Annotated in this window: 18 protein-coding genes; all 18 read right to left on the reverse strand. The window is 56.3% G+C overall.

The genetic code is table 11. The features are described 5' to 3' along the window. Positions 1-79: 79 nt before the first annotated feature. Positions 80-1,495 (reverse strand): argininosuccinate lyase, encoded by a 1,416-nt coding sequence (gene argH, locus ACSEXW_RS17020; protein ID WP_438447364.1) that lies wholly within the window; start codon positions 1,493-1,495, stop codon positions 80-82. 132 nt (positions 1,496-1,627) lie between these two features. Further along, on the reverse strand, positions 1,628-2,866 hold the full coding sequence (locus tag ACSEXW_RS17025; protein ID WP_438447365.1) for an argininosuccinate synthase: 1,239 nt from the start codon (positions 2,864-2,866) through the stop codon (positions 1,628-1,630). A gap of 109 nt (positions 2,867-2,975) precedes the next feature. Next, complete coding sequence (gene argF, locus ACSEXW_RS17030) at positions 2,976-3,926, reverse strand: ornithine carbamoyltransferase (protein ID WP_438447366.1); 951 nt, start codon at positions 3,924-3,926, stop codon at positions 2,976-2,978. Positions 3,927-4,003: 77 nt separating this feature from the next. After that, positions 4,004-5,200 carry an acetylornithine transaminase gene (gene argD, locus ACSEXW_RS17035; RefSeq protein WP_438447367.1) on the reverse strand — a complete coding sequence of 399 codons (1,197 nt, stop codon included), beginning with the start codon at positions 5,198-5,200 and terminating at the stop codon, positions 4,004-4,006. 38 nt (positions 5,201-5,238) lie between these two features. Beyond that, the gene (gene argB, locus ACSEXW_RS17040; protein WP_438447368.1) at positions 5,239-6,048 is read right to left on the reverse strand and encodes an acetylglutamate kinase; all 810 of its coding nucleotides are present in this window, start codon (positions 6,046-6,048) and stop codon (positions 5,239-5,241) included. 19 nt (positions 6,049-6,067) lie between these two features. Beyond that, positions 6,068-7,288: a bifunctional glutamate N-acetyltransferase/amino-acid acetyltransferase ArgJ gene (gene argJ, locus ACSEXW_RS17045; RefSeq protein WP_438447369.1), complete on the reverse strand. Its 1,221-nt coding sequence runs from the start codon at positions 7,286-7,288 to the stop codon at positions 6,068-6,070. Between the two features lie 27 nt (positions 7,289-7,315). Continuing rightward, the gene (gene argC / locus ACSEXW_RS17050) at positions 7,316-8,368 is read right to left on the reverse strand and encodes an N-acetyl-gamma-glutamyl-phosphate reductase (RefSeq protein ID WP_438447370.1); all 1,053 of its coding nucleotides are present in this window, start codon (positions 8,366-8,368) and stop codon (positions 7,316-7,318) included. 184 nt (positions 8,369-8,552) lie between these two features. Beyond that, positions 8,553-9,455 (reverse strand): YitT family protein, encoded by a 903-nt coding sequence (locus tag ACSEXW_RS17055; protein WP_438447371.1) that lies wholly within the window; start codon positions 9,453-9,455, stop codon positions 8,553-8,555. 135 nt (positions 9,456-9,590) lie between these two features. Beyond that, a protein-coding gene (prfB, locus tag ACSEXW_RS17060) for a peptide chain release factor 2 (protein ID WP_438447372.1) occupies positions 9,591-10,716 on the reverse strand; the annotation gives its coding sequence in 2 pieces (ribosomal slippage) (positions 9,591-10,643 and positions 10,645-10,716; 1,125 coding nt in all). A gap of 116 nt (positions 10,717-10,832) precedes the next feature. Next, the gene (secA, locus tag ACSEXW_RS17065; RefSeq protein ID WP_438447373.1) at positions 10,833-13,334 is read right to left on the reverse strand and encodes a preprotein translocase subunit SecA; all 2,502 of its coding nucleotides are present in this window, start codon (positions 13,332-13,334) and stop codon (positions 10,833-10,835) included. A 185-nt stretch (positions 13,335-13,519) separates the two neighbouring features. Beyond that, complete coding sequence (hpf, locus tag ACSEXW_RS17070; protein WP_438447374.1) at positions 13,520-14,071, reverse strand: ribosome hibernation-promoting factor, HPF/YfiA family; 552 nt, start codon at positions 14,069-14,071, stop codon at positions 13,520-13,522. A gap of 207 nt (positions 14,072-14,278) precedes the next feature. Next, positions 14,279-14,476, reverse strand: a complete 198-nt coding sequence (locus ACSEXW_RS17075) for a cold shock domain-containing protein (RefSeq protein ID WP_438447375.1) — start codon at positions 14,474-14,476, stop codon at positions 14,279-14,281. Positions 14,477-14,834: 358 nt separating this feature from the next. Further along, entirely contained in the window at positions 14,835-15,170 is a 336-nt protein-coding gene (gene fliT, locus ACSEXW_RS17080; RefSeq protein ID WP_438447376.1) for a flagellar protein FliT, read from the reverse strand. Further along, positions 15,163-15,546, reverse strand: coding sequence for a flagellar export chaperone FliS (gene fliS / locus ACSEXW_RS17085; RefSeq protein WP_438447377.1), 384 nt, complete (start codon positions 15,544-15,546; stop codon positions 15,163-15,165). Before fliS ends, fliT begins: the two co-directional genes overlap by 8 nt. A gap of 30 nt (positions 15,547-15,576) precedes the next feature. Beyond that, a complete protein-coding gene (fliD, locus tag ACSEXW_RS17090) occupies positions 15,577-17,367 on the reverse strand; it encodes a flagellar filament capping protein FliD (protein WP_438447378.1) in 1,791 nt (596 codons plus the stop codon). A 26-nt stretch (positions 17,368-17,393) separates the two neighbouring features. Next, positions 17,394-17,783 carry a flagellar protein FlaG gene (locus ACSEXW_RS17095; protein WP_438447379.1) on the reverse strand — a complete coding sequence of 130 codons (390 nt, stop codon included), beginning with the start codon at positions 17,781-17,783 and terminating at the stop codon, positions 17,394-17,396. A 150-nt stretch (positions 17,784-17,933) separates the two neighbouring features. Continuing rightward, on the reverse strand, positions 17,934-19,178 hold the full coding sequence (fliB, locus tag ACSEXW_RS17100) for a flagellin lysine-N-methylase (RefSeq protein WP_438447380.1): 1,245 nt from the start codon (positions 19,176-19,178) through the stop codon (positions 17,934-17,936). A 69-nt stretch (positions 19,179-19,247) separates the two neighbouring features. Further along, a complete protein-coding gene (locus tag ACSEXW_RS17105) occupies positions 19,248-19,625 on the reverse strand; it encodes a DUF8042 domain-containing protein (protein ID WP_438447381.1) in 378 nt (125 codons plus the stop codon). Between the last annotated feature and the right edge of the window lie 60 nt (positions 19,626-19,685).

Genomic DNA, 19,685 nt, shown 5'->3' on the forward strand with positions numbered 1-19,685 from the left:
GACCCTGATCCTCCGCCGGTTGCGGACGGAATCAGGGTCTTCTTGTTGCCGGCTCGATTGATTTCATCCAGCCATTTCTTTACTTGCTCTTCTCCACATAGTCCTCGAACCATTTCACCGTCTCCGCTAGAGAGGCGGAGGCCCGCTCGATGGCGCCAGCCACCTGCTGGGAGGCGGTACCGCCGTACACGTTGCGCGCATTCACCACATGCTCCGGCTGGAGCACGGTATAGATGTCGTCCCCGAACAGCTTGGAGAAGTCCTGGAACTCGCTGATGGCCAGATCCAGCAGATACTTCTTGTTCTGGATGCAGTAGAGTACCAGCTTGCCGATCACCTCGTGGGCCTGTCGGAACGGCATGCCCTTGTTCACCAGGTAATCCGCGATGTCCGTGGCGTTGGAGAAGTCCTGGTTCACCGCCTGGCGCATCCGCTCCTTGTTGACCTTCATGGTGGAGATCATCGGGGCGAACAGCTGCAGGGCACCGTCCAAGGTCTTCACGGTGTCGAGCATGCCTTCCTTGTCCTCCTGCATGTCCTTGTTGTAGGCCAAGGGCAGCGATTTCAGCACGGTCAGGAGACCCATCAGGTTGCCGTATACCCGGCCCGTCTTGCCGCGGACCAGCTCGGCCACGTCCGGATTCTTCTTCTGCGGCATGATGCTGGAGCCCGTACAGAAGGCGTCGTCCAGTTCTACGAAAGCGAATTCCGTGCTGGACCACAGCACCAGCTCCTCGCACAGGCGGGACAGGTGCATCATGATCATAGAGGCGTTCGAGAGGAACTCCAGGATGAAGTCCCGGTCGCTCACCGCGTCCAGGCTGTTCTCATACACCCGCTCAAAACCCAGCCTCGACGCCACGAAGTGCCGGTCGATGGGGAAGGTGGTGCCGGCCAGGGCGCCGGCGCCCAGCGGCAGAGCGTTGATGCGCTTGTAGCTGTCCTGCAGGCGCTCGATGTCCCGCTGGAACATGGAGACGTACGCCATCATGTGATGGGCGAACAGAATGGGCTGCGCCCGCTGCAGGTGGGTATAGCCCGGCAGGATGGTGTCCAGATGCTGCTGCGCCTGGCCGATCAGCGCCTCCTGCAGCTTGCCCAGCAGGCCGACGAAGCCCACGACCCGCTTGCGCAGGTACAGGTGCATGTCGGTGGCCACCTGGTCATTCCGGCTGCGTCCGGTATGGAGCTTGCCGCCGACGGGGCCGATCTCGTCGATCAGCGCCTTCTCGATGTTCATGTGGATGTCCTCGTCGGAGATGGAGAACTCCTGCTCGCCCCGGCGGATCCGGTTCAGCACCAGATGCAGCCCGTCGGTGATCTTCTCCACGTCCTCCAAGGGCAGGATGCCGCACTTGCCCAGCATGGCCACGTGGGCCAGGCTGCCTTGGATGTCCTCTTCGGCCAGCTCCTTATCGAAGGTGATCGATGCGGTATATTCCTCTACCAATTGGTCGGTTTTCTTCGTAAAACGTCCGCCCCACAGTTTAGACACGGTTTCTAGACCCTCCTGATCATGCGCCAATATAGGCATAAAGCGAGCCGCCGGGATGAACCGGCAGCCCGCTGCTGGCGCGGTCGCTTCTGATTCTCTCAGGCCGGGGCCGTTGCCAGCCCCAAGCCGCATTTACTTCTTCGCGTTCTGCTCCACACCGGAAGCCACCTTCAGACGAAGGGCGTTCAGGCGGATGAAGCCGGTAGCGTCGTTCTGGTTGTACGCCTTGGTCGGATCGGCTTCCATGGTGGCGATGTCCGGGTTGTACAGGCTCACCGGGCTCTTCACGCCGGCGCCGATGATATTGCCCTTGTACAGCTTCAGGCGGACGGTGCCGGTGACGTTCTTCTGGCTCTCGGTGACGAGCGCCTGCAGCGCCAGACGCTCCGGTGCGAACCAGAAACCGTTGTATACCAAGGAGGCATACTTGGAAATCAGGGAGTCGCGCAGATGCATGACGTCGCGATCCATGGTGATGGACTCCATCTTGCGGTGGGCGGTGAACAGGATGGTGCCGCCCGGGGTCTCGTACACGCCGCGGCTCTTCATGCCGACGAAGCGGTTCTCCACCATGTCCACGCGGCCGATGCCGTGCTTGCCGCCCAGCTCGTTCAGCGTCTCCATCACTTCCAGCGGAGAGAGCTTCTGTCCGTTAATGGCGACGCAGTCGCCCTTCTCGAACGTAAGCTCGATGTACTCCGCCTGGTCCGGCGCCCGCTCCGGGGAGACGGACAGCACGTACATGCCTTCGTTGGACTCGGCGCTCGGATCGAACCACGGATCCTCCAGGATGCCGCTCTCGAAGCTGATGTGCAGCAGGTTGCGGTCCGTGGAATACGGCTTGGCCGCGGAGGCTTGAACCGGGATGCCGTTCGCTTCCGCGTAGGCGATCATCTCGGCGCGGCCCGGGAACTGCTCCCGGAACTCGTCCAGACGCCATGGCGCGATGACCTCCAGCTCCGGTGCCAGAGCCGCCGCGGTGAGCTCGAAGCGCACCTGGTCATTGCCCTTGCCGGTGGCGCCGTGAGCGATGGCGGTAGCGCCCTCTGCACGGGCGATCTCCACCATGCGCTTGGCGATCAGCGGGCGGGCGATGCTGGTACCGAGCAGATATTGGCCTTCGTACATGGCTCCTGCTTGGAACATCGGGTAGATGAAGTCTTGAGCGAACTCCGCGCGGAGGTCGTCGATGTACACCTTGGTCGCGCCGGTCTTCAGCGCCTTCTCCTCCAGGCCGTCCAGCTCGTCCTTCTGGCCGATGTCGGCGGTGAAGGTGATGATTTCGGCGTCGTAGGTGTTTTTGAGCCATGCCAGGATGACGGAGGTGTCCAGTCCGCCGGAGTAGGCGAGGACGATTTTTTGCTTAGCCATGGTACGGTGTTCCCCTCTCCATATATTCATGTCAAAGCCGATAAGCCTGCCCCGGGGGCCAAGACGTTATCGGCATGATGGTGATGTGATGCTGGCATTCCTTGCAGCCTTACATGATGGCGGCCATGATGGCCTTCTGCGCATGCAGGCGGTTCTCCGCTTCGTCGAAGATGCGGGAGTTCCTGCCGTCGATGACGCCTGCGCTGACTTCCTCGCCCCGGTGGGCGGGCAGGCAATGCAGGAACATGTAGTCCGGCTTGGCGTAGCGCACCAGCTCCTCGTTCACCTGGTAGGCGGCGAAGGCCTTCTCCCGGATCTTCTGCTCCTCTTCCATGCCCATGCTGGCCCATACGTCCGTATAGACGATGTCGGCATCGGCGATGGCTTCCTTGGGATCGGCCGTCACCAGGATATGGCCTCCGGTCTGGGAAGCCACCTCTTGGCTCTTCTTCGTCATCTCGTCCGCCGGCCAGTAGCCCTCCGGAGAGGCGATGGCGCAGGTCATGCCGAACTTGGCCGCGCCCATCATCAGGGAGTGGGCCATATTGTTGCCGTCGCCGACGAAGGCGATCTTCAGGCCCTCCAGACGGCCCTTCTCCTCCAGCACGGTCTGATAGTCGGCCATGGCCTGGCACGGATGGGACCAGTCGGTCAAAGCGTTGATGACCGGAATGTTAGCATACTTTGCCAGATCCGTCAAAGTGGTGTGCGCGAAGGTCCGGATCATGATGCCGTCCAAGTAACGGGCTAGCACCTGAGCCGTATCGGAGATGGGCTCGCCCCGGCCGATCTGCAGATCGTTGCGGCTTAAGAACAGCGCATGGCCGCCCAGCTGGTACATGCCCACCTCGAAGGAGACGCGGGTCCGGGTGGAGGATTTTTCGAAGATCATGCCCAGGGTCTTGCCCTTCAGCGGGTGGTACACCTCTCCGGCCTTCTGCTTCTTCTTCAGGTCGATGGCCAGGTCGAGCAGATAGCGCAGCTCTTCACTGGTGTAATCGTCCAGATCGAGGAAGTCGCGGCCGGTGAATACGAATTTCTGTTCCAAGGATTGCGCCAACGGGTGCAGCCCCTTTCGTCATATAGAGTCTGTTATTTCCATTTCGTCATTCGGTTGCGGTGCCGAGTGGCTCCGCCTTAGGACTGCACCGCCGCCGCCTTCTCCGCATGCTTCGCGAGAACCTGGCAGATCACGGCCGTTCCCTTGTCGATCTCTTCCTTCGTAACCAGGAAATTCGGCAGGAGGCGCACCACGTTAGGCCCCGCCGGAACCACGAGCACGCCTGCCGCGTGGATGTCCTTGATCACGTCCGCCACGGGCTGGGTGCAGACCACACCGATCAACAGGCCCAAGCCGCGCACTTCCTTCACCAGCGGATTGCCGGCCGTGCCTTCTTGCAGCTTCGCCACCGTATACTCGCCCATCTCCTGGACGCGCTGCGGCAGACGATCCTCCAGCAGGACCTCCAGGGTCGCGATGGCCGCCGAGGTGGCCAGCGGCGTGCCGCCGAAGGTGGAGGCGTGGGCCCCCGCCGTGAAGGCGTCGCGCAGCTTGGCCTTGCCCAGCATGGCTCCCATGGGAACGCCGCTTGCAATCCCCTTGGCCAGGGTGAAGATATCCGGCTCGATGCCGTAATGCTCATAGGCAAACAGCTTGCCGGTCCGCCCCATTCCCGTCTGGATCTCATCCACGATCAGGAGCAGGTCGAACTCCTTGCACAGCTTGACGATCTCATCGATGAAATCCTGCTGCACCGGAATGACCCCGCCCTCTGCCTGGACCATCTCCAGCATGATGGCGCACGTCTTATCGCTGATATAGGAGCGCAGTGCCGCCACATCGTTGTAGGGCGCATAGACGAAGCCCTCCGGCAGCGGGTGGAAGCCTTCCTTCACCTTATCCTGTCCGGTGGCGGTCAGGGTGGCCAGCGTCCGGCCATGGAAGGACTGGTGGAACGTGATGATCTCGTAGCGCTCGTTGCCCAGCACCTTGCTGTTGTACCGGCGGGCCAGCTTGATGGCCGCCTCGTTGGCCTCGGCGCCGCTGTTGCAGAAGAACACGTAGTCCGCACAGCTGTTCGCCGTCAACATCCCGGCCAGCTTCTCCTGGTTCGGGGTATGGAACAGGTTGCTGGCATGCCACAGCACATCAAGCTGGGCCACCAGCTTCTCCTTCACCCGCTGCGGGCAGTGCCCCAGGTTGGTCACCGCCAGACCGCTCATCAGGTCCAGATACTCCTTGCCGTCCGCATCCCACAGCCGGCTGCCCTCACCCTTAACGATCGTGATGGGGTAACGTGCATAAGAGGGAAAAATCGCACTTTGTCCGTTCATCTCGTTCACTCTCCTTCCATTGATGGGCCTAAACGGCCTTACCGGATGATCCGGGTTCCAACGGAACCGGTCTTGATGGCCTTACTCAATACTTCGGGCTCGGAGCCGTCTACAATGACGACCTCCTGCACATCGCCTTGGATGCACTGGATGGCCGCCCGCACCTTCGGGATCATGCCGCCGTAGATGTCGCCCGACGCGATCATCGCTTCGATCTCCGCCACGGTCACCACCGGCAGCACCTTCTTGGAGCCGTCCTCCTGCACCTTCAGGATGCCAGGAACATCGGTGACGACCACTAAACGGGGCACACCCAGATAGGAAGCCACCGCCCCTGCCGCCGTATCGGCGTTGATGTTGTACCGCTGCCCGCCGTCTTCTCCCAGGCCGATCGGCGCGATCACCGGGATGTAGCCCAGGTTCACGATGCCTCGGATCAGCTCCGCATTCACATGGGAGACGTCTCCCACCAAGCCTATCTCGTGGGCGTTGGCTACCGGCACCGCCTGGATCAGGCGTCCGTCCACGCCGGACAGCCCGGCTGCCTGTGCGCCGGACAATTGGATCCGCCGGACAATCTCCTTGTTGATCTTGCCGGCCAGCACCATCTCCACCACGTCCAGCACCGCTTCGTTGGTCTTCCGGAGTCCGCCGACGAACTCCGTCTCAATGCCCAGCTTGCCGAGCGTATCCGAGATGGCGGGTCCGCCGCCATGCACGATGACCGGCGTGTACCCTTCCTCCGCCAAGTTCTTCATATCCTCGAAAAAACGGTCCGGCAGCGCCGCAAGCGTGCTGCCCCCGCATTTCATCACGTATGCGGATGGCTCCGCCTTGTGGTTCCCCATCTCCTGCTCCCGCTCCTTCTTATGTCCGGTAAGCTGCATTGATCCGCACGTATTCATACGTCAGATCGCAGCCCCACGCCGTCGCCGCTTCCTTGCCCATATGCAGGCTGACAAAGATCTGGACGAAGTCGCCCTTCAGGTACTCCAGCGCCTTCTCCTCGTCGAACCGGACCGGACGGGACTGCTCGAGGGTGACGATGTCTCCGAGGCGGATGTCCACGGTCTCCACGTTCACCGGATAGCCCGCGCGGCCTACCGCCGCAATGATGCGGCCCCAGTTGGCGTCTGCGCCGTAGCAGGCCGACTTAACCAGCGACGAGCCGATGACCGTCTTGGCGATGGCCCTTGCCGCATCCTGGGTCTCCGCCCCGGCCACGTTCACCTCGATGAGCTTCGTCGCCCCTTCGCCGTCCTTGGCAATCGCCTTGGCCAGGTACTCTCCAACGTAGCGGAAGCCGGCTGCGAACGCCTCATAGTCCGGGTGAGCGGCCGTCAGCTCTCCGCCTCCAGCCGTGCCGCTTGCCATAGCCACCACCATGTCGTTGGTGCTCGTATCCCCATCGACCGTGATCATGTTGAACGTCGTATCCGTCACTTCGCTCAGGAGCTTCTGCAGCTCCGCCCCGCTGATCTCCGCGTCGGTGGTGATGAAGCCCAGCATGGTGGCCATGTTGGGATGGATCATGCCGGAGCCTTTTGCCGCCCCGGCGATGTATATGTCGCGCCCGCCGACCTTCACCCGGACGCAAGTCATCTTCTGAACCAGGTCCGTGGTCAGGATGGCCTGGCAGAAATCGTAGCTGCCGTCCGCCCTCACCGCACCGGGAAGTCCCGCTACGCCCTTGCGCACCTTCTCCATGGGAAGCAGTTCGCCGATGACGCCCGTCGAGGTGACGCCTACATGATGGAGCTCCACGCCAAAAGCCTGCGCCGCCAGCGCCCGCATCTCATAAGCGTCCGCTTCGCCCTGCTTGCCGGTGCACGCATTGGCATTGCCGCTGTTGACCAGCATGGCCTGCAGCTTGCCGTCCTGGCCGATGCTCTCCCGGGTTACCTTGAGCGGCGCCGCCTGGAACTGGTTGGTCGTGTAGACTCCCGCCGCCGCAGCCGGCACATCGCAGACGATGATGCCCAAGTCGTGGCGCTCCGTTTTCTTCAAGCCGCAATGCAGGCCACCGGCCCTAAACCCCTTCGGGGTGGTAATTCCCCCGCCTTCCACAACGGCGAACAGCTCCGTCATCGTTTCTTCTCCCCCAGTGCCTCGGTATTATGGATAAACCGGCGTGAACGCCAAGCCCGTGCCCTCGTCCCAGCCCATCATCAGATTCAAGTTCTGCACCGCTTGCCCTGCAGCGCCCTTCATCAGGTTATCGATGGCCGACAGGATGGTCACCCGCCCGGTCCGCTCATCCACAGCAAACCCGATGTCGCAATAGTTCGATCCCCATACTTCCTTCGTAGCCGGCCACTTGCCCTTGTTCCGGATCCGGACGAACCTCCGGTCCTGATAGAACTCCCGGTACAACCGGATGAAATCGTCCTCGTTGTACTTGCCTTGCAGCGTGGCATACATGGTGGACAGAATGCCCCGGGTCATCGGAACCAGGTGTGTCGTGAAGGTCACGGGGATATCGCGTCCCGTCACACGCGCAAGGACGGCTTCAATCTCCGGAATATGCTGATGCTTGTTGACCTTGTAGGCCATAAAATTCTCGTTGATCTCCGAATAATGCACGTTGAGCGACAAGCCCCGGCCTGCGCCGGAGACTCCGGACTTCGCGTCGATGATGATCGTCGCCGGATCGATCCAGCCGGCCTTCACCGCCGGAATCAGTCCCAGCAGGGTGGCCGTCGGATAACAGCCCGGGTTGGAGATGAAGGGTACGCCCTTCACATCGTCCCCGTAGACCTCGGCAAGGCCGTAGACGGCCTGCTCCAGGTAGGCGGCCTCCGCGGGCGTATGTTTATACCATTGCTCGTAGAGCTCGCCGGACTTCAACCGGAAGTCCCCCGACAGGTCGATGACCTTCAGCCCCGCATCCAGCAGCTGCGGAGCCAGCTTGGCGCTGATGCCGGAAGGCGTGGCGGTGAAGACCACATCCGCCTTCTCCTTGATGAGGCCTACATCGACCGCATCCAGCTTATCGACGATAATCTCATTCAAGTGGGGATATCCGTCGGATACCGGCACCCCGGAGGTCGACGATGAGATAACGGAGGTAATGCGTGCCAGCGGGTGCTGCAAGATTAGACGGATTAACTCGACACCGCCGTAGCCGGTGGAGCCGACGATGGCGACTCTGCATGGGGTAGCACTCATGTTGGAACCCTTCCTTTCCTTCCGACCATAAAAAAGATATGTATTATTATACGTGCGGTTGTATGAAAATTCAACGAATATTTCTACGTTTTTTTCAGCACATCATTCGCTTCTTCCGCGCCAGTCCCGGTATAGCAGAAGACGGCACCCGGACTCGAATCAAGCCGTTTGCCGCCTCCCGCCGTCAGGTATGCAGCTTGAAGCCTTCGCCCAACACCTCACGCGTTTCGCTGATGATGACGAAGGCCGACGGGTCCACATTCCGGACCAGTTCCTTCAAGCGGCTGACCTCCGTCTGGCTGACCACCACCATCAGCACCGTCCGCTCCGTTCCCGTATAGCCCCCAGCGCCGTTCAGGCGGGTCAGTCCCCGGTCCAGGTCGTGCAGGATGGCTTCCGTAATCGCTTCCGCTTCCTCCGAGATAATGTACGCCACCTTCGCATAGCCGAAGCCCAGCTGCACCACGTCGATGGTCTTGCTCGTTACATAGAGACCGATTAGGGCGAACAGTGCCTTCTCCGCGTCGAATACCAGCCCTGCCGTCAGAATAACGAGGCCGTCCAGCATGGCCACTGCAATTCCGAGACTGATTCCCGAGAGCCGGTGCACGAGCTGAGCGGCCAGGTCCAGCCCGCCGGTGGAGCCCCGCCCCCGGAATACAATGCCCAGGCCTACCCCGATTCCGATTCCTCCGTAGATCGTGGCCAATAGCAGATTATGCGTCAGAGGCTCCAAGTGCTGCGTGATCAGAACGAATAACGGCAGGACAAAGGACCCTACCGCCGTCTTCAAGCCGAACTGCTTGCCCAGGAACAGCAGTCCCAACAGGAAGAGGGGGATGTTCAGCGCCCACTGGGTCAGTGCCGTGTTGAAGCCGAACAGCTCCAGCACGATGACGGAGATGCCGGTCACTCCTCCCGATGCCACCTGATTGGGCTTCAGGAACAAGTTGAAGCTGAGCGCGATCAAGAGCGATCCCGCCACCAGAAGGGTATATTCATAGAGGTAATGCGCCGGCGTGCCCTTCTTGATGGCCGGCTCTCTTTTTCTCGTATTCACGTAGTTCGGATCTCGTGGTTGTGCCATGCTGTCTTAGCTGCCTCCCCAATATCGCGCTTCATTCTGAACAAAAAGATCATCCCACACGACCTCCGTTTCCCACTGGAGCAGGGTTCGGACTTCTTCATGTAGGATGATCCTGTCAGCCGTCTATTATGATCGTTACTCGTTGTCACCGTCTTGGCTGGTATTGATCTGACCGCGGAGATACGCGTCGATCAGAAAATCGATCTCGCCGTCCATCACCGCGCCGATATTCCCGGTTTCTGCTCCGGTCCGGTGGTCCTTCACCATGCTGTACGGGTGGAAGACGTAGGAGCGGATCTGGCTGCCCCAGGCAATGTCCATCTGCTCGCCCTTAATCTTGGCGATTTCCTTCTGCTGCTCTTCGATCTTCTTCTCGTAGAGCTTGGAGCGGAGCATATTCATGGCCCGTTCCCGGTTCTGAATCTGGGAGCGCTCGGTCTGGCATGCCACCACGATGCCGGAAGGCACGTGAGTGATCCGGATGGCCGATTCCGTCTTATTGACGTGCTGGCCGCCGGCGCCGCTGGACCGGTACGTATCCACCTTCAGGTCCTCCGAGCGGATCTCGATCTCGATGGTCTCGTCGATCTCCGGCATGACGTCGCAGGAGACAAAGGAGGTATGCCGGCGTCCCGAGGCATCGAACGGGGAGATCCGGACCAGCCGGTGCACGCCCTTCTCCGCTTTCAGGTAGCCGTAGGCGTTGTGCCCCTTGAAGAGCAGCGTGACGCTCTTGATCCCCGCTTCATCCCCCGGCAGGTAATCCACGGTCTCCACCTTGTAGCCCCGCTTCTCGCCCCAACGCCGGTACATCCGGAACAGCAGCTCCGCCCAATCCTGGGATTCGGTGCCGCCAGCGCCCGGATGAAGCTCCAGGTACGCATTCATCTTATCGTACGGCTCATTCAAGAGCAGCTGCAGCTCGTAGTCCTCCAGCTTCTTGAGCAGGCCCGCCACGCCTTGGGTCAGCTCCGCGGCCATACCCTCGTCCGGCTCCTCCTCGTACAGCTCCTTGGTCAGCTCCAGGTCCTCGTACTGGCTGTTCAAGGCCCGGAAGTCCTCCACTACGCTCTTGATCGCGTTCATATCGGCAATGATCTTCTGAGCCCGGTCATTATCATCCCAAAAATCGGGGGCGGACATCCGTTCCTCGAAGTCCGCAATCTGCTCCTCTTTGAGATCTAAGTCAAAGAGACCCCCTAAGATTCGTTAATCGCTCCGCAATATTGCGGAGGTCTTGCTTGATTTCGGGCTCCAACATGCTTCATCCACCTCGTTGTTAAGATTGGGTCTTCACACGGCGAAGGAGCCTGGGCAAGCATCGTCTCAGCGCATCGCGCCGCCGACCCTTGCCGGCCCCCACCTTATGCCGTTTATTTAGCTGGCGCCATGACACGCCTTATACTTCTTGCCGCTGCCGCAAGGACACAGCTCGTTGCGTCCAATCTTCTCGGCTACCTTCACCGGACGGGAAGCTGCTTCACCGCTCGGATCCACCGCCTGGCCCTCGGCCACCGCTTGACGCTCGATGTTGGCCTCCACATGCGCCTTCATGACGTAGGTGGATACTTCCTCCTGGATCGCGTGGATCATCTCGCCGAACATCTCGAAGCCCTCGAACTGATACTCACGAAGCGGATCGGTACCGCCGTAAGCGCGGAGGTGAATGCCCTGGCGAAGCTGATCCATGGCATCGATGTGATCCATCCACTTGGAGTCGACGGCACGGAGCACGACCACCTTCTCGAACTCGCGCATCAGCTCGCCCAACTGCTCCTCGCGTGCCGCGTAGAGGGTTTGGACCAGCTCCTTGAGATATTCGATGATCTCTTCCTTTTCCTTGCCCCAGATGGTATCGCGAGTGATGGTTCCTTCGTGGAGGAAGGTCCGGTTGCAGAATTCCACCAGAGCGTCCAGATCCCACTCTTCGGGAATCACATCGTCGGCACAATGGGCGTTGACGATCCGCTCGATGGTCTCCTCGATCATACCCAAGACCACTTCGCGCAGATTCTCCGACTCGAGGATCTCGCGGCGCTGCTTGTAGATGATATTCCGCTGCTGATTCATGACGTCGTCATATTGAAGGACCACGCGGCGGGTATCGAAGTTGTTGCCCTCGACGCGCTTCTGGGCGGATTCGATGGCCTTCGAGATGAGCTTGCTCTCAATCGGCATATCCTCCTCGAAGCCCAGACGGTCCATCATGCCCATGATGTTCTCGGAGCCGAAGCGACGCATCAGCTCATCCTCCATGGAGAGGTAGAACTGGGATGAACCCGGGTCGCCTTGGCGTCCCGCACGGCCGCGGAGCTGGTTGTCGATCCGGCGGCTCTCGTGACGCTCCGTACCTATGATATGCAGACCGCCAAGCTCCGCCACTCCCGTTCCCAGCAAAATGTCCGTACCGCGGCCCGCCATATTGGTGGAGATGGTTACGGCGCCGGGCTGGCCCGCCTTGGCCACGATCTCGGCCTCTTCCTTATGATACTTGGCATTCAGCACCTGGTGCTTGACGCCCTTCTTCTTCAGCATATCCGACAGCTTCTCGGAGTTCTCGATGGACACCGTACCCACCAGCACCGGCTGGTTGTTCTTGTGCCGTTGGACGATCTCCTCGACGACGGCGCGGAACTTGCTCGCCTCCGACTTGTAGACCACGTCCGGTATGTCTTTGCGGATCATCGGACGGTTGGTCGGCACGATGACGACCTCGAGGCCATAGATCTTCTTGAACTCCTCTTCTTCGGTCTTCGCCGTACCGGTCATGCCGGCCAGCTTCTTGTACATCCGGAAGTAGTTCTGGAAGGTGATCGTCGCCAGCGTCATGCTCTCGTTCTGGATCTTAATGCCTTCCTTCGCTTCGATGGCTTGGTGCAGACCGTCGCTGTAGCGGCGGCCGACCATGAGACGGCCCGTGAATTCGTCGACGATGACGACTTCATCTTCCTGCACCACATAGTCTACGTCGCGCTTCATGATGGCATTGGCCTTCAGCGCTTGGGTCACATGGTGGTTGATCGTGACGTTCGCATGGTCGAACAGGTTCTCGATGCCGAAGCTTCGCTCCGCCTTGGCCACACCGGGCTCGGTCAGCGTAACGGTCTTCAGCTTCACATCGATGTTGTAGTCTTCTTCTTCCTTCAGCGTCTGTACGAACCGATTCGCAATCACGTAGAGCTCCGTCGATTTGGCGGCCTGTCCCGAGATGATCAGCGGGGTTCTCGCTTCGTCGATCAGGATGGAGTCCACCTCGTCCACGATGGCGTAGTTCAGCGGACGCTGAACCATCTGCTCCTTGTAGAGCACCATGTTGTCGCGGAGGTAGTCGAAGCCGAATTCGTTATTGGTTCCGTACGTTATATCGCAGGCATACGCCATTTGCTTCTCTTCATGGCTCATCTGGGACAGGTTCAGACCGACTCTCATGCCCAGGAAGTTATAGATTTGACCCATCATGTCATGGCCTACGGTGGCCAGGTAATCATTCACCGTGACCAGATGGACGCCATTGCCTGTCAGCGCGTTCAGATAGACCGGCAGCGTACCGACCAGCGTCTTGCCTTCACCGGTCTTCATCTCCGCGATCCGTCCGCTGTGAAGGACCATACCCCCGATCAGCTGAACGTCAAAATGCCGCATGCCCAATACCCGCTTGCCGGCTTCACGCACCACGGCGAATGCTTCAGGCAGCAGGTCGTCCAGCTCTTCGCCTTGGGCCAGCCGGGCTCTGAACTCGTCGGTTTGGCCCCGCAGCTGCTCGTCCGACATGACCTCATATTTCGGCTCGAGCGCATTGATCTCCTCCACCGTCTTTAACATGCGCTTGATTTCACGCTCATTCGCATCGCCAAAAATCTTCTTTACGAGTCCCAGCATGGGTTTACCCCTTTCAACAATCCAGTTAGTCAACGGACACACATACAGAAATTGTAACAGTTTCACACCACGGTCGCAACAATCCACTCTTTATACGGATTGCCGTCATTAAAGTTTCATTATACCCCAAAACAGAAGAAAAGGCTCAGCCCTTCCGGGCTCAGCCTTTGCAGGTTTCGTATGGTTTAGCGGGCTGGTTCGATCAGACCGTATTTCCCGTCGGCACGCTTGTATACTACGTTGACTTGCGAGGAATCGGAGTTGGCGAATACGAAGAAGCTGTGTCCCACCATGTTCATCTGCAGGATGGCTTCCTCCACATCCATGGGCTTCAGGGTAAAGCGCTTGGTCCGAACCACCTCGTAGTCGTCTTCATCCTCCAAGAGATGGGCCGGGGTAACAATGTCTTCCTTGAAGAGGTTCTTGTAGCCTGCTTCTTGGCGGACCTTGCGGTTGGCCTTGGTCTTATGCTTACGGATCTGGCGCTCCAGCTTGTCCACCACCAAATCGATGGAGGCGTACATGTCAGCAGCCTTCTCCTCTGCGCGAAGCAGCATGCCCGGGAACGGGATGGTGACTTCCACGCTTTGCTTGTCGCGTACGACGCTTAATGTGACACTTACTTCAGAAGTAGGGGGAGCTTCGAAATACCTCTCGAGCCGGCCAATCTTTTTCTCCACGTATTCACGTAGAGCTTCCGTTACCTCAATGCGTTCGCCTCTGATGTTAAATTTCATGGATAACTCCTCCTTTCTCTCTCTAGTATATTGTAATTCGCCGCCCCGTTCAAAATTCCTTTACCATCCGGTAAATAATTCTTGAACGGAATGTGAAGGTTGTAAACGGATACATTTTCGTGTGGACAGAAAAGCACCCCGATTCTTATCGGGGTGCTTCCCTGCTTATGGTACCATCTATTCAATCGATCGCAACGGATCGGTTGATTACAGTTTTACCACGTTAGCTGCTTGCGGACCGCGAGCGCCTTCGACGATGTCGAATTCAACTTCTTGGCCTTCTTCGAGGGTCTTGAAACCATCGGATTGGATAGCGGAGAAGTGAACGAATACGTCGCCACCGTCTTCACGCTCGATGAAGCCATAACCTTTTTCTGCGTTGAACCATTTCACTTTACCTTGCATGCAGAACATTCCCTTCGTGTTCAAATGACTGTGAGTCTTGCTCACAACCTGACTATACCACCGGATGTAACCGATGTCAATTGTAATAAATCTAACCATGGCACGTTCGACAAAAGAAGACGATTTCGGCTAAATTTTCTTAAAATTCCGGTATAAACACATTATCCTCCATATATTCACATGGGGTTATGGAAAGAAAGCTTGATTTCATTGACTATCCACAGAGTTATACACATTATCCACAGGTTCCGTGTGGGTTAAATGTACACATTCTGCTAGTTATACACAGAAATTCTAAGAGAATCATAGAAAAAAAGCCGATTCTATCTCCATAGGAAATAGAACCGGCCGGATGATGTTACTTCCGCTGATCAAAGAAATAGCTGTCCGCGGCATAGGCGGACTCATATCGATTTTTTTGGCGTTTGCCCTGCTCGATCTTGGCCAATCCTGCGGAAGCTTCGTTCTTGAGCTCCAGCATGCGGGCCAGAATCGCATCGTCGTGGCTTAGCAGCCTCCGGATCCGGTCTTGATACCCGGCAAGAGGCTGCTGCCCGTTGTCCGCCTCGCGAAGCTGCGTGAGCAGCTCCTCGCGCTGGTCCACGAACTCTAGCAGGTCTTCAAATTCCAGCTCTTGCAGCTTCTCTGCGATCTCGAGCGTAAGCTCCTCCAGATCCTTCAACAGCTCATCCATGAGATGCCGCCCGTGCTGTTAGCGCCGCCTGCATCCAGGTTTCCTTCAGCTCCAGCAGGTACCCCAGTACTTCCTTAGCCGGCTCCGGATCCTTCTTGATGTTCGCCTCAATCAGGCGTGCATTGAAATACTCGTAGAGCTTCAGGAGATTCTCTGCAACGGGAGAGCTTCGATCCAGGGTCAACGCGAACTCCGACACGATATTCTGCACCTTGCACAGGTTGCGGTTGGCCCCCTCCACATCATGCTTCTCGATGGCATCAATACCTTGACGGCAAAAACGAATCGCTCCGTCGCACAACATAATCAGAAGCTGGTTCGGTGTAGCGGTTTGAATCGTTGTTTCCAAGTATTTGTTAGTAGGAGAGGGAATCATCCTGCGACCTCCTGTCGTTTGTCTAACTGGTTATTTTAAGCTATTCGAAAGGTACGTAGACTGAGAGTTATATTTATTAATCGCCGTCTCCATTGCGGTAAATTGCTTGTAGTACCGGTCTTCGATGTCCACCAAGCGCTTGTTCCAGTTGGTGATCTCTTTATCCAGAGACGTAAGCTCCTTGCCCATTAAGCTGTCGGCGTTCAGCTTGAACGTATCGGAGGAGGAATACTTCGAAGTCCCCGCCTTAGTGGAGATGGAGCTGATTGCATTAAACGTAATGTCGTACAGCTTCTCGGCAAAACCTTTATGCTGAGCGCCGTCATCATCTACCGTGAACAGCGCTTTGACCGCTTCCGGCTCCTTCTCGAGCGCTTCCCGAAGCTTGGACTCGTCGGATAGGTATAGCTTCCCGTTTTCTTGATAGGTGCCGGTCGTGATCCCGATGGAGCTCAAGGTTTTATATTTCGTGCTCCCGGTGTTAACGGATGTTACAACCGCATTGCGCATTTCATTTACCAGTTGGGACAGGATACTGTCATTCTTCAGCTGTCCGCTCTTCGCCTTGCTTTCCCACAATTCGATTTCTTTGTCTTTCATATTCGCTTTTTGTTCCGTTGTAAGCGGAGTAAAGCTGCGGTACTTATTCTCGTTGATCTTATCGGTCAAGGTCTTCAGTATGGAGTTGTAGTCCTCGATGAAGTTCTTGATGTTCTCCACAATCTTGTCTACGTCGGACTTGACTTCAATGGTGGAAGCAACAACTCCGCCGGAACCGTTCGATGGGCTAAGCCCGTTCAGTGTCAGATCCAGACCGTTTACTTTAAAGGTATTGCTGGACTGAACCGAGCTGATTCCATTAATCTTCACCAATGCATCCTGACCGGTACTGTTAAAAAGCTTGGCCGCCAGATTGCCTTTGACGTCCTTGATAGCCGCTGTTCCACCGTCGATGGAGATGGTCTTGCTTGCGGCATTATAGGTCATCGTAACCCCTTGGGAGGCCATCTTCGTAATCAGGTCCGTCATGGTGTCGTTCTCGCTCACCACCACGTCGGCTCCGTTCACATTGATCGTGTAATTCCCGGCATCTCCGCCGTTAAGACCGAGAACTCCGCTTTTAAGAGGATTGCCGGCTGCATACCCATCCGCAACAACAGGCTTCACTGTAAAGGATTTGTTGAAGAGAAGCTGAGCCAGATTGCCGCCACTCACATCTTCGATGATAACGCCCGCGGTGCTCCCCGTTTCCTTGGATGTGACGGAGATCCTCTGCGCGGCGGAATCGTAATACAGCGTTGCCTTGGCAGCCGGATTACTGTTGATCTGGCTGATAACCGAATCCAATGTATCCGTCGCCTTATCGAAGGTGAACTCCGTACCGTTCACTTTGATTTTGACCTTGTTGTCGCTTCCCGTGATCAGTGTGGGCAGTCCAGCACTCAAGAAGGCACTCGAGTCTTGGGTGGTTTCCCATGCCGGGTCAGCGATTCTGGTCGTCGTCGTAGCCAATTGGCTGACTTCTATATTGTAGGTGCCCGTGACGGAGCTTGCATTCGCAGAAGCGGTTACGACTCCGGTTGCTCCCGATGCAGCCACCTTCTTCTCCGAGACCGTGCCCTCTTTCTTGAAGTCGAACACCTTGCTGTTCCGGAACTCCAGAATCTTCGAGTTCATGGAACGGTAGTCTTCACGCTGCCATTCCATAACCTGCTTCTTCTGCACCAGCTTATTCACCGGTGCTCGTCTAGACGTCATGAGTTCTTTGATAATCGAGTCCGTATCGATCCCGGAGGCCAAGCCGCCTACGCGTTGAACCATTGTGAATGTCCTCCCCTATGTTTCCTTTATCGGCGTTCGTCTATGAGAATGCCGGCCACTTCCATCATTTTGGCGACCATGTCCAATGTCTTCTCGTTCGGGATTTCCCGGATTACTTCGCCTGTTTCCTTGTTCATGACCTTCACGATGAGCTGCTTCGTCTCGTCATGGACCGAGATATCGAAGCTGGTGTATGGCCCTTCCAAAGCTTTAATCGCCTTTTCGACTGCTTTGACCAGCTGCTCATCGCTGATCGAGAGAATTTCGCCGTTATGCTCGGCGGATTTCAGCTCCCTGATGGTGGACGTTTTATGTAACGGCGCTTGGTCTGATTGTGTGGAAGCATCATTTGGTTTCGGTTTGAAATCAAATCCCCGAGAAGATCCGATTCCCCCGACAGAAAAGTCTGCAGCCATGGAATTACCCCCGCTTAATAAAATAGGTACTAGTTACTTTTTATATCGGTCAACCCACACACTTTCTTTAGAAGCAAATTCAACAACCATCTATCCTCTGTAATTCATAAAAAAAAATGACCCCGGGGGCCCGGAGTCTGATCCATCATATTAATTCTTAATCAGTATCGACATATAAGCAAGCGTGGTAAATTCAAGCTCCGACAAAACATCCTTAACCGTATTCAGATACTGGCTGTTATGCTCGACCACTTTGGCAAAAGATTGAGTTAGCTTAATGACGTGCTCTAAGTTGAAGTTCTCTTTATAGAACCCGGCCATTCCAATCAGTTGGAGTTTAATTAGCGCATAGTTCAGTACGAGCATCACATAATTGTCGAACAGGCTTCCCTTCACGGTGAAGGGGAACAGCTTTTTGTAGGCATGATTGACCAGGTAATTCTCCAGGATGTATTCCTTATCCTTGAAGAAGGGATAATAATATTGGTCATAGCATACTTTGTACTTCTCAGTAATTTCCTCAACCGTCGCCTCGGCTGTATAACCCATTGCAAAAAGAGCCTCACTAAAGCATTCGATATAACGGGTGCTGGTGATTTGATGACCAAACCGAATATCTGTAAGCTCCTTCAGCAGTTGCATTTGGACAGCGTAATTTACTGGAATGTCCTTCAGCTGTTCGCCAAAAATACCTTCTTCAATATAGTTGGTGTATTTGGCGATCAGAGCGGGAATTTCGTTTACACGCTTTTCATTCACATACTGCTGTGCCTTTTGGAAGAAGAATCCCAGAATGACCAGACGATCCGCCAATGAATAAGTTCGATTCTGCAAGGTTTGGATCGTGAAGATCCGGAGCTCCCAGAAGTACGTCTGGATGGAATCACTTTTCGTGCTTAGTGCAATTTCATGCTGTACCACATTACGGGGATCCATCGGCTCTTCGATCTCATCGAACTCAATGCCATCGGGATTTAAGAGTGCCAACCGCGCAACTTCGGGGCAGGAAACGGTTGCAGCTTTCTCCCATTTGCCATAGACCTTATTCACTGTTCTCGGATAAGTAGCGCAGGTGTGGGATAGATAATCTTCCCCCATCTTCAGCTGAATTTGGCACAAGCTCTGTTCATCCAAGAAAGGACAACGCTGCTTCTCGTCCAGAACGATCTTCGCATAACGAAACGTGTTGGAATTGGAACGGTTTCGGGTCACATTCTTATCGACAAGTGCCGAAAGCTCCCGGTCCGAGATCCGATTGTATTTTTTATAGGTCGCTTCATCTATTTCAACCCGCCATCCGCTGCAGCAGCTGTCTTCGCATTCACTACCGATACAAGAAAACTGATGCATATATTGCGGAACTAGTACGACTCGCTTCCGTTCCAAATCTCTCACTTCCTTTATTCACGTTTATATGAATTGTACCTTCCCGGAGACATCTTGTTCAATGGTACATAACAGCATCTAATGTAAATACTGATGGCAGATCGGAAGGAGAAGCCGATCAAGCTCCTTCTTCCACGTTATGAAAGCAGGGATAACGGAGCTCTCCAACAAATACACGCATAGCTCCGGGTTGTTCTGCTCCAGACTCGTAATAACATGCTCCATGACCAGGGAGATGTCGGAGGTATAATCGTCAAGAGCATTTTCCTCAAGCTGATTTTCGATAATGTCCAGCGCGAATTTCATCTTATAGAAGGCTTCCACTGCATCTTGAAGAAGAATCGTTGCCTGTTCCTGGTAGATTCCGTCCAGCTGATCCTTAACATATAAAAAACCTTCCAGACATGTGTCCGAAAGTTCCAGCGTTCTCTGAAGCATATCGATATATCTCTCCATAGGATTGCTCCATGTCATTTTCTTATTTTAGTAAAAAGAGACCTTAGGCAAGCTAAGGTC

Source organism: Oryzibacillus soli (genome assembly GCF_051594765.1).
Lineage (GTDB): Bacteria > Bacillota > Bacilli > Paenibacillales > NBRC-103111 > Paenibacillus_AR.

Coding starts and splice junctions, on each gene's coding strand:
- ACSEXW_RS17025 (WP_438447365.1), bottom strand. CDS start 2,866: ATGGCTAAGCAAAAAATCGTCCTCGCCTACTCCGGCGGACTGGACACC.
- argD (WP_438447367.1), bottom strand. CDS start 5,200: ATGAACGGACAAAGTGCGATTTTTCCCTCTTATGCACGTTACCCCATC.
- argB (WP_438447368.1), bottom strand. CDS start 6,048: ATGGGGAACCACAAGGCGGAGCCATCCGCATACGTGATGAAATGCGGG.
- argJ (WP_438447369.1), bottom strand. CDS start 7,288: ATGACGGAGCTGTTCGCCGTTGTGGAAGGCGGGGGAATTACCACCCCG.
- argC (WP_438447370.1), bottom strand. CDS start 8,368: ATGAGTGCTACCCCATGCAGAGTCGCCATCGTCGGCTCCACCGGCTAC.
- ACSEXW_RS17055 (WP_438447371.1), bottom strand. CDS start 9,455: ATGGCACAACCACGAGATCCGAACTACGTGAATACGAGAAAAAGAGAG.
- secA (WP_438447373.1), bottom strand. CDS start 13,334: ATGCTGGGACTCGTAAAGAAGATTTTTGGCGATGCGAATGAGCGTGAA.
- hpf (WP_438447374.1), bottom strand. CDS start 14,071: ATGAAATTTAACATCAGAGGCGAACGCATTGAGGTAACGGAAGCTCTA.
- ACSEXW_RS17075 (WP_438447375.1), bottom strand. CDS start 14,476: ATGCAAGGTAAAGTGAAATGGTTCAACGCAGAAAAAGGTTATGGCTTC.
- fliT (WP_438447376.1), bottom strand. CDS start 15,170: ATGGATGAGCTGTTGAAGGATCTGGAGGAGCTTACGCTCGAGATCGCA.
- fliS (WP_438447377.1), bottom strand. CDS start 15,546: ATGATTCCCTCTCCTACTAACAAATACTTGGAAACAACGATTCAAACC.
- fliD (WP_438447378.1), bottom strand. CDS start 17,367: ATGGTTCAACGCGTAGGCGGCTTGGCCTCCGGGATCGATACGGACTCG.
- ACSEXW_RS17095 (WP_438447379.1), bottom strand. CDS start 17,783: ATGGCTGCAGACTTTTCTGTCGGGGGAATCGGATCTTCTCGGGGATTT.
- ACSEXW_RS17105 (WP_438447381.1), bottom strand. CDS start 19,625: ATGGAGAGATATATCGATATGCTTCAGAGAACGCTGGAACTTTCGGAC.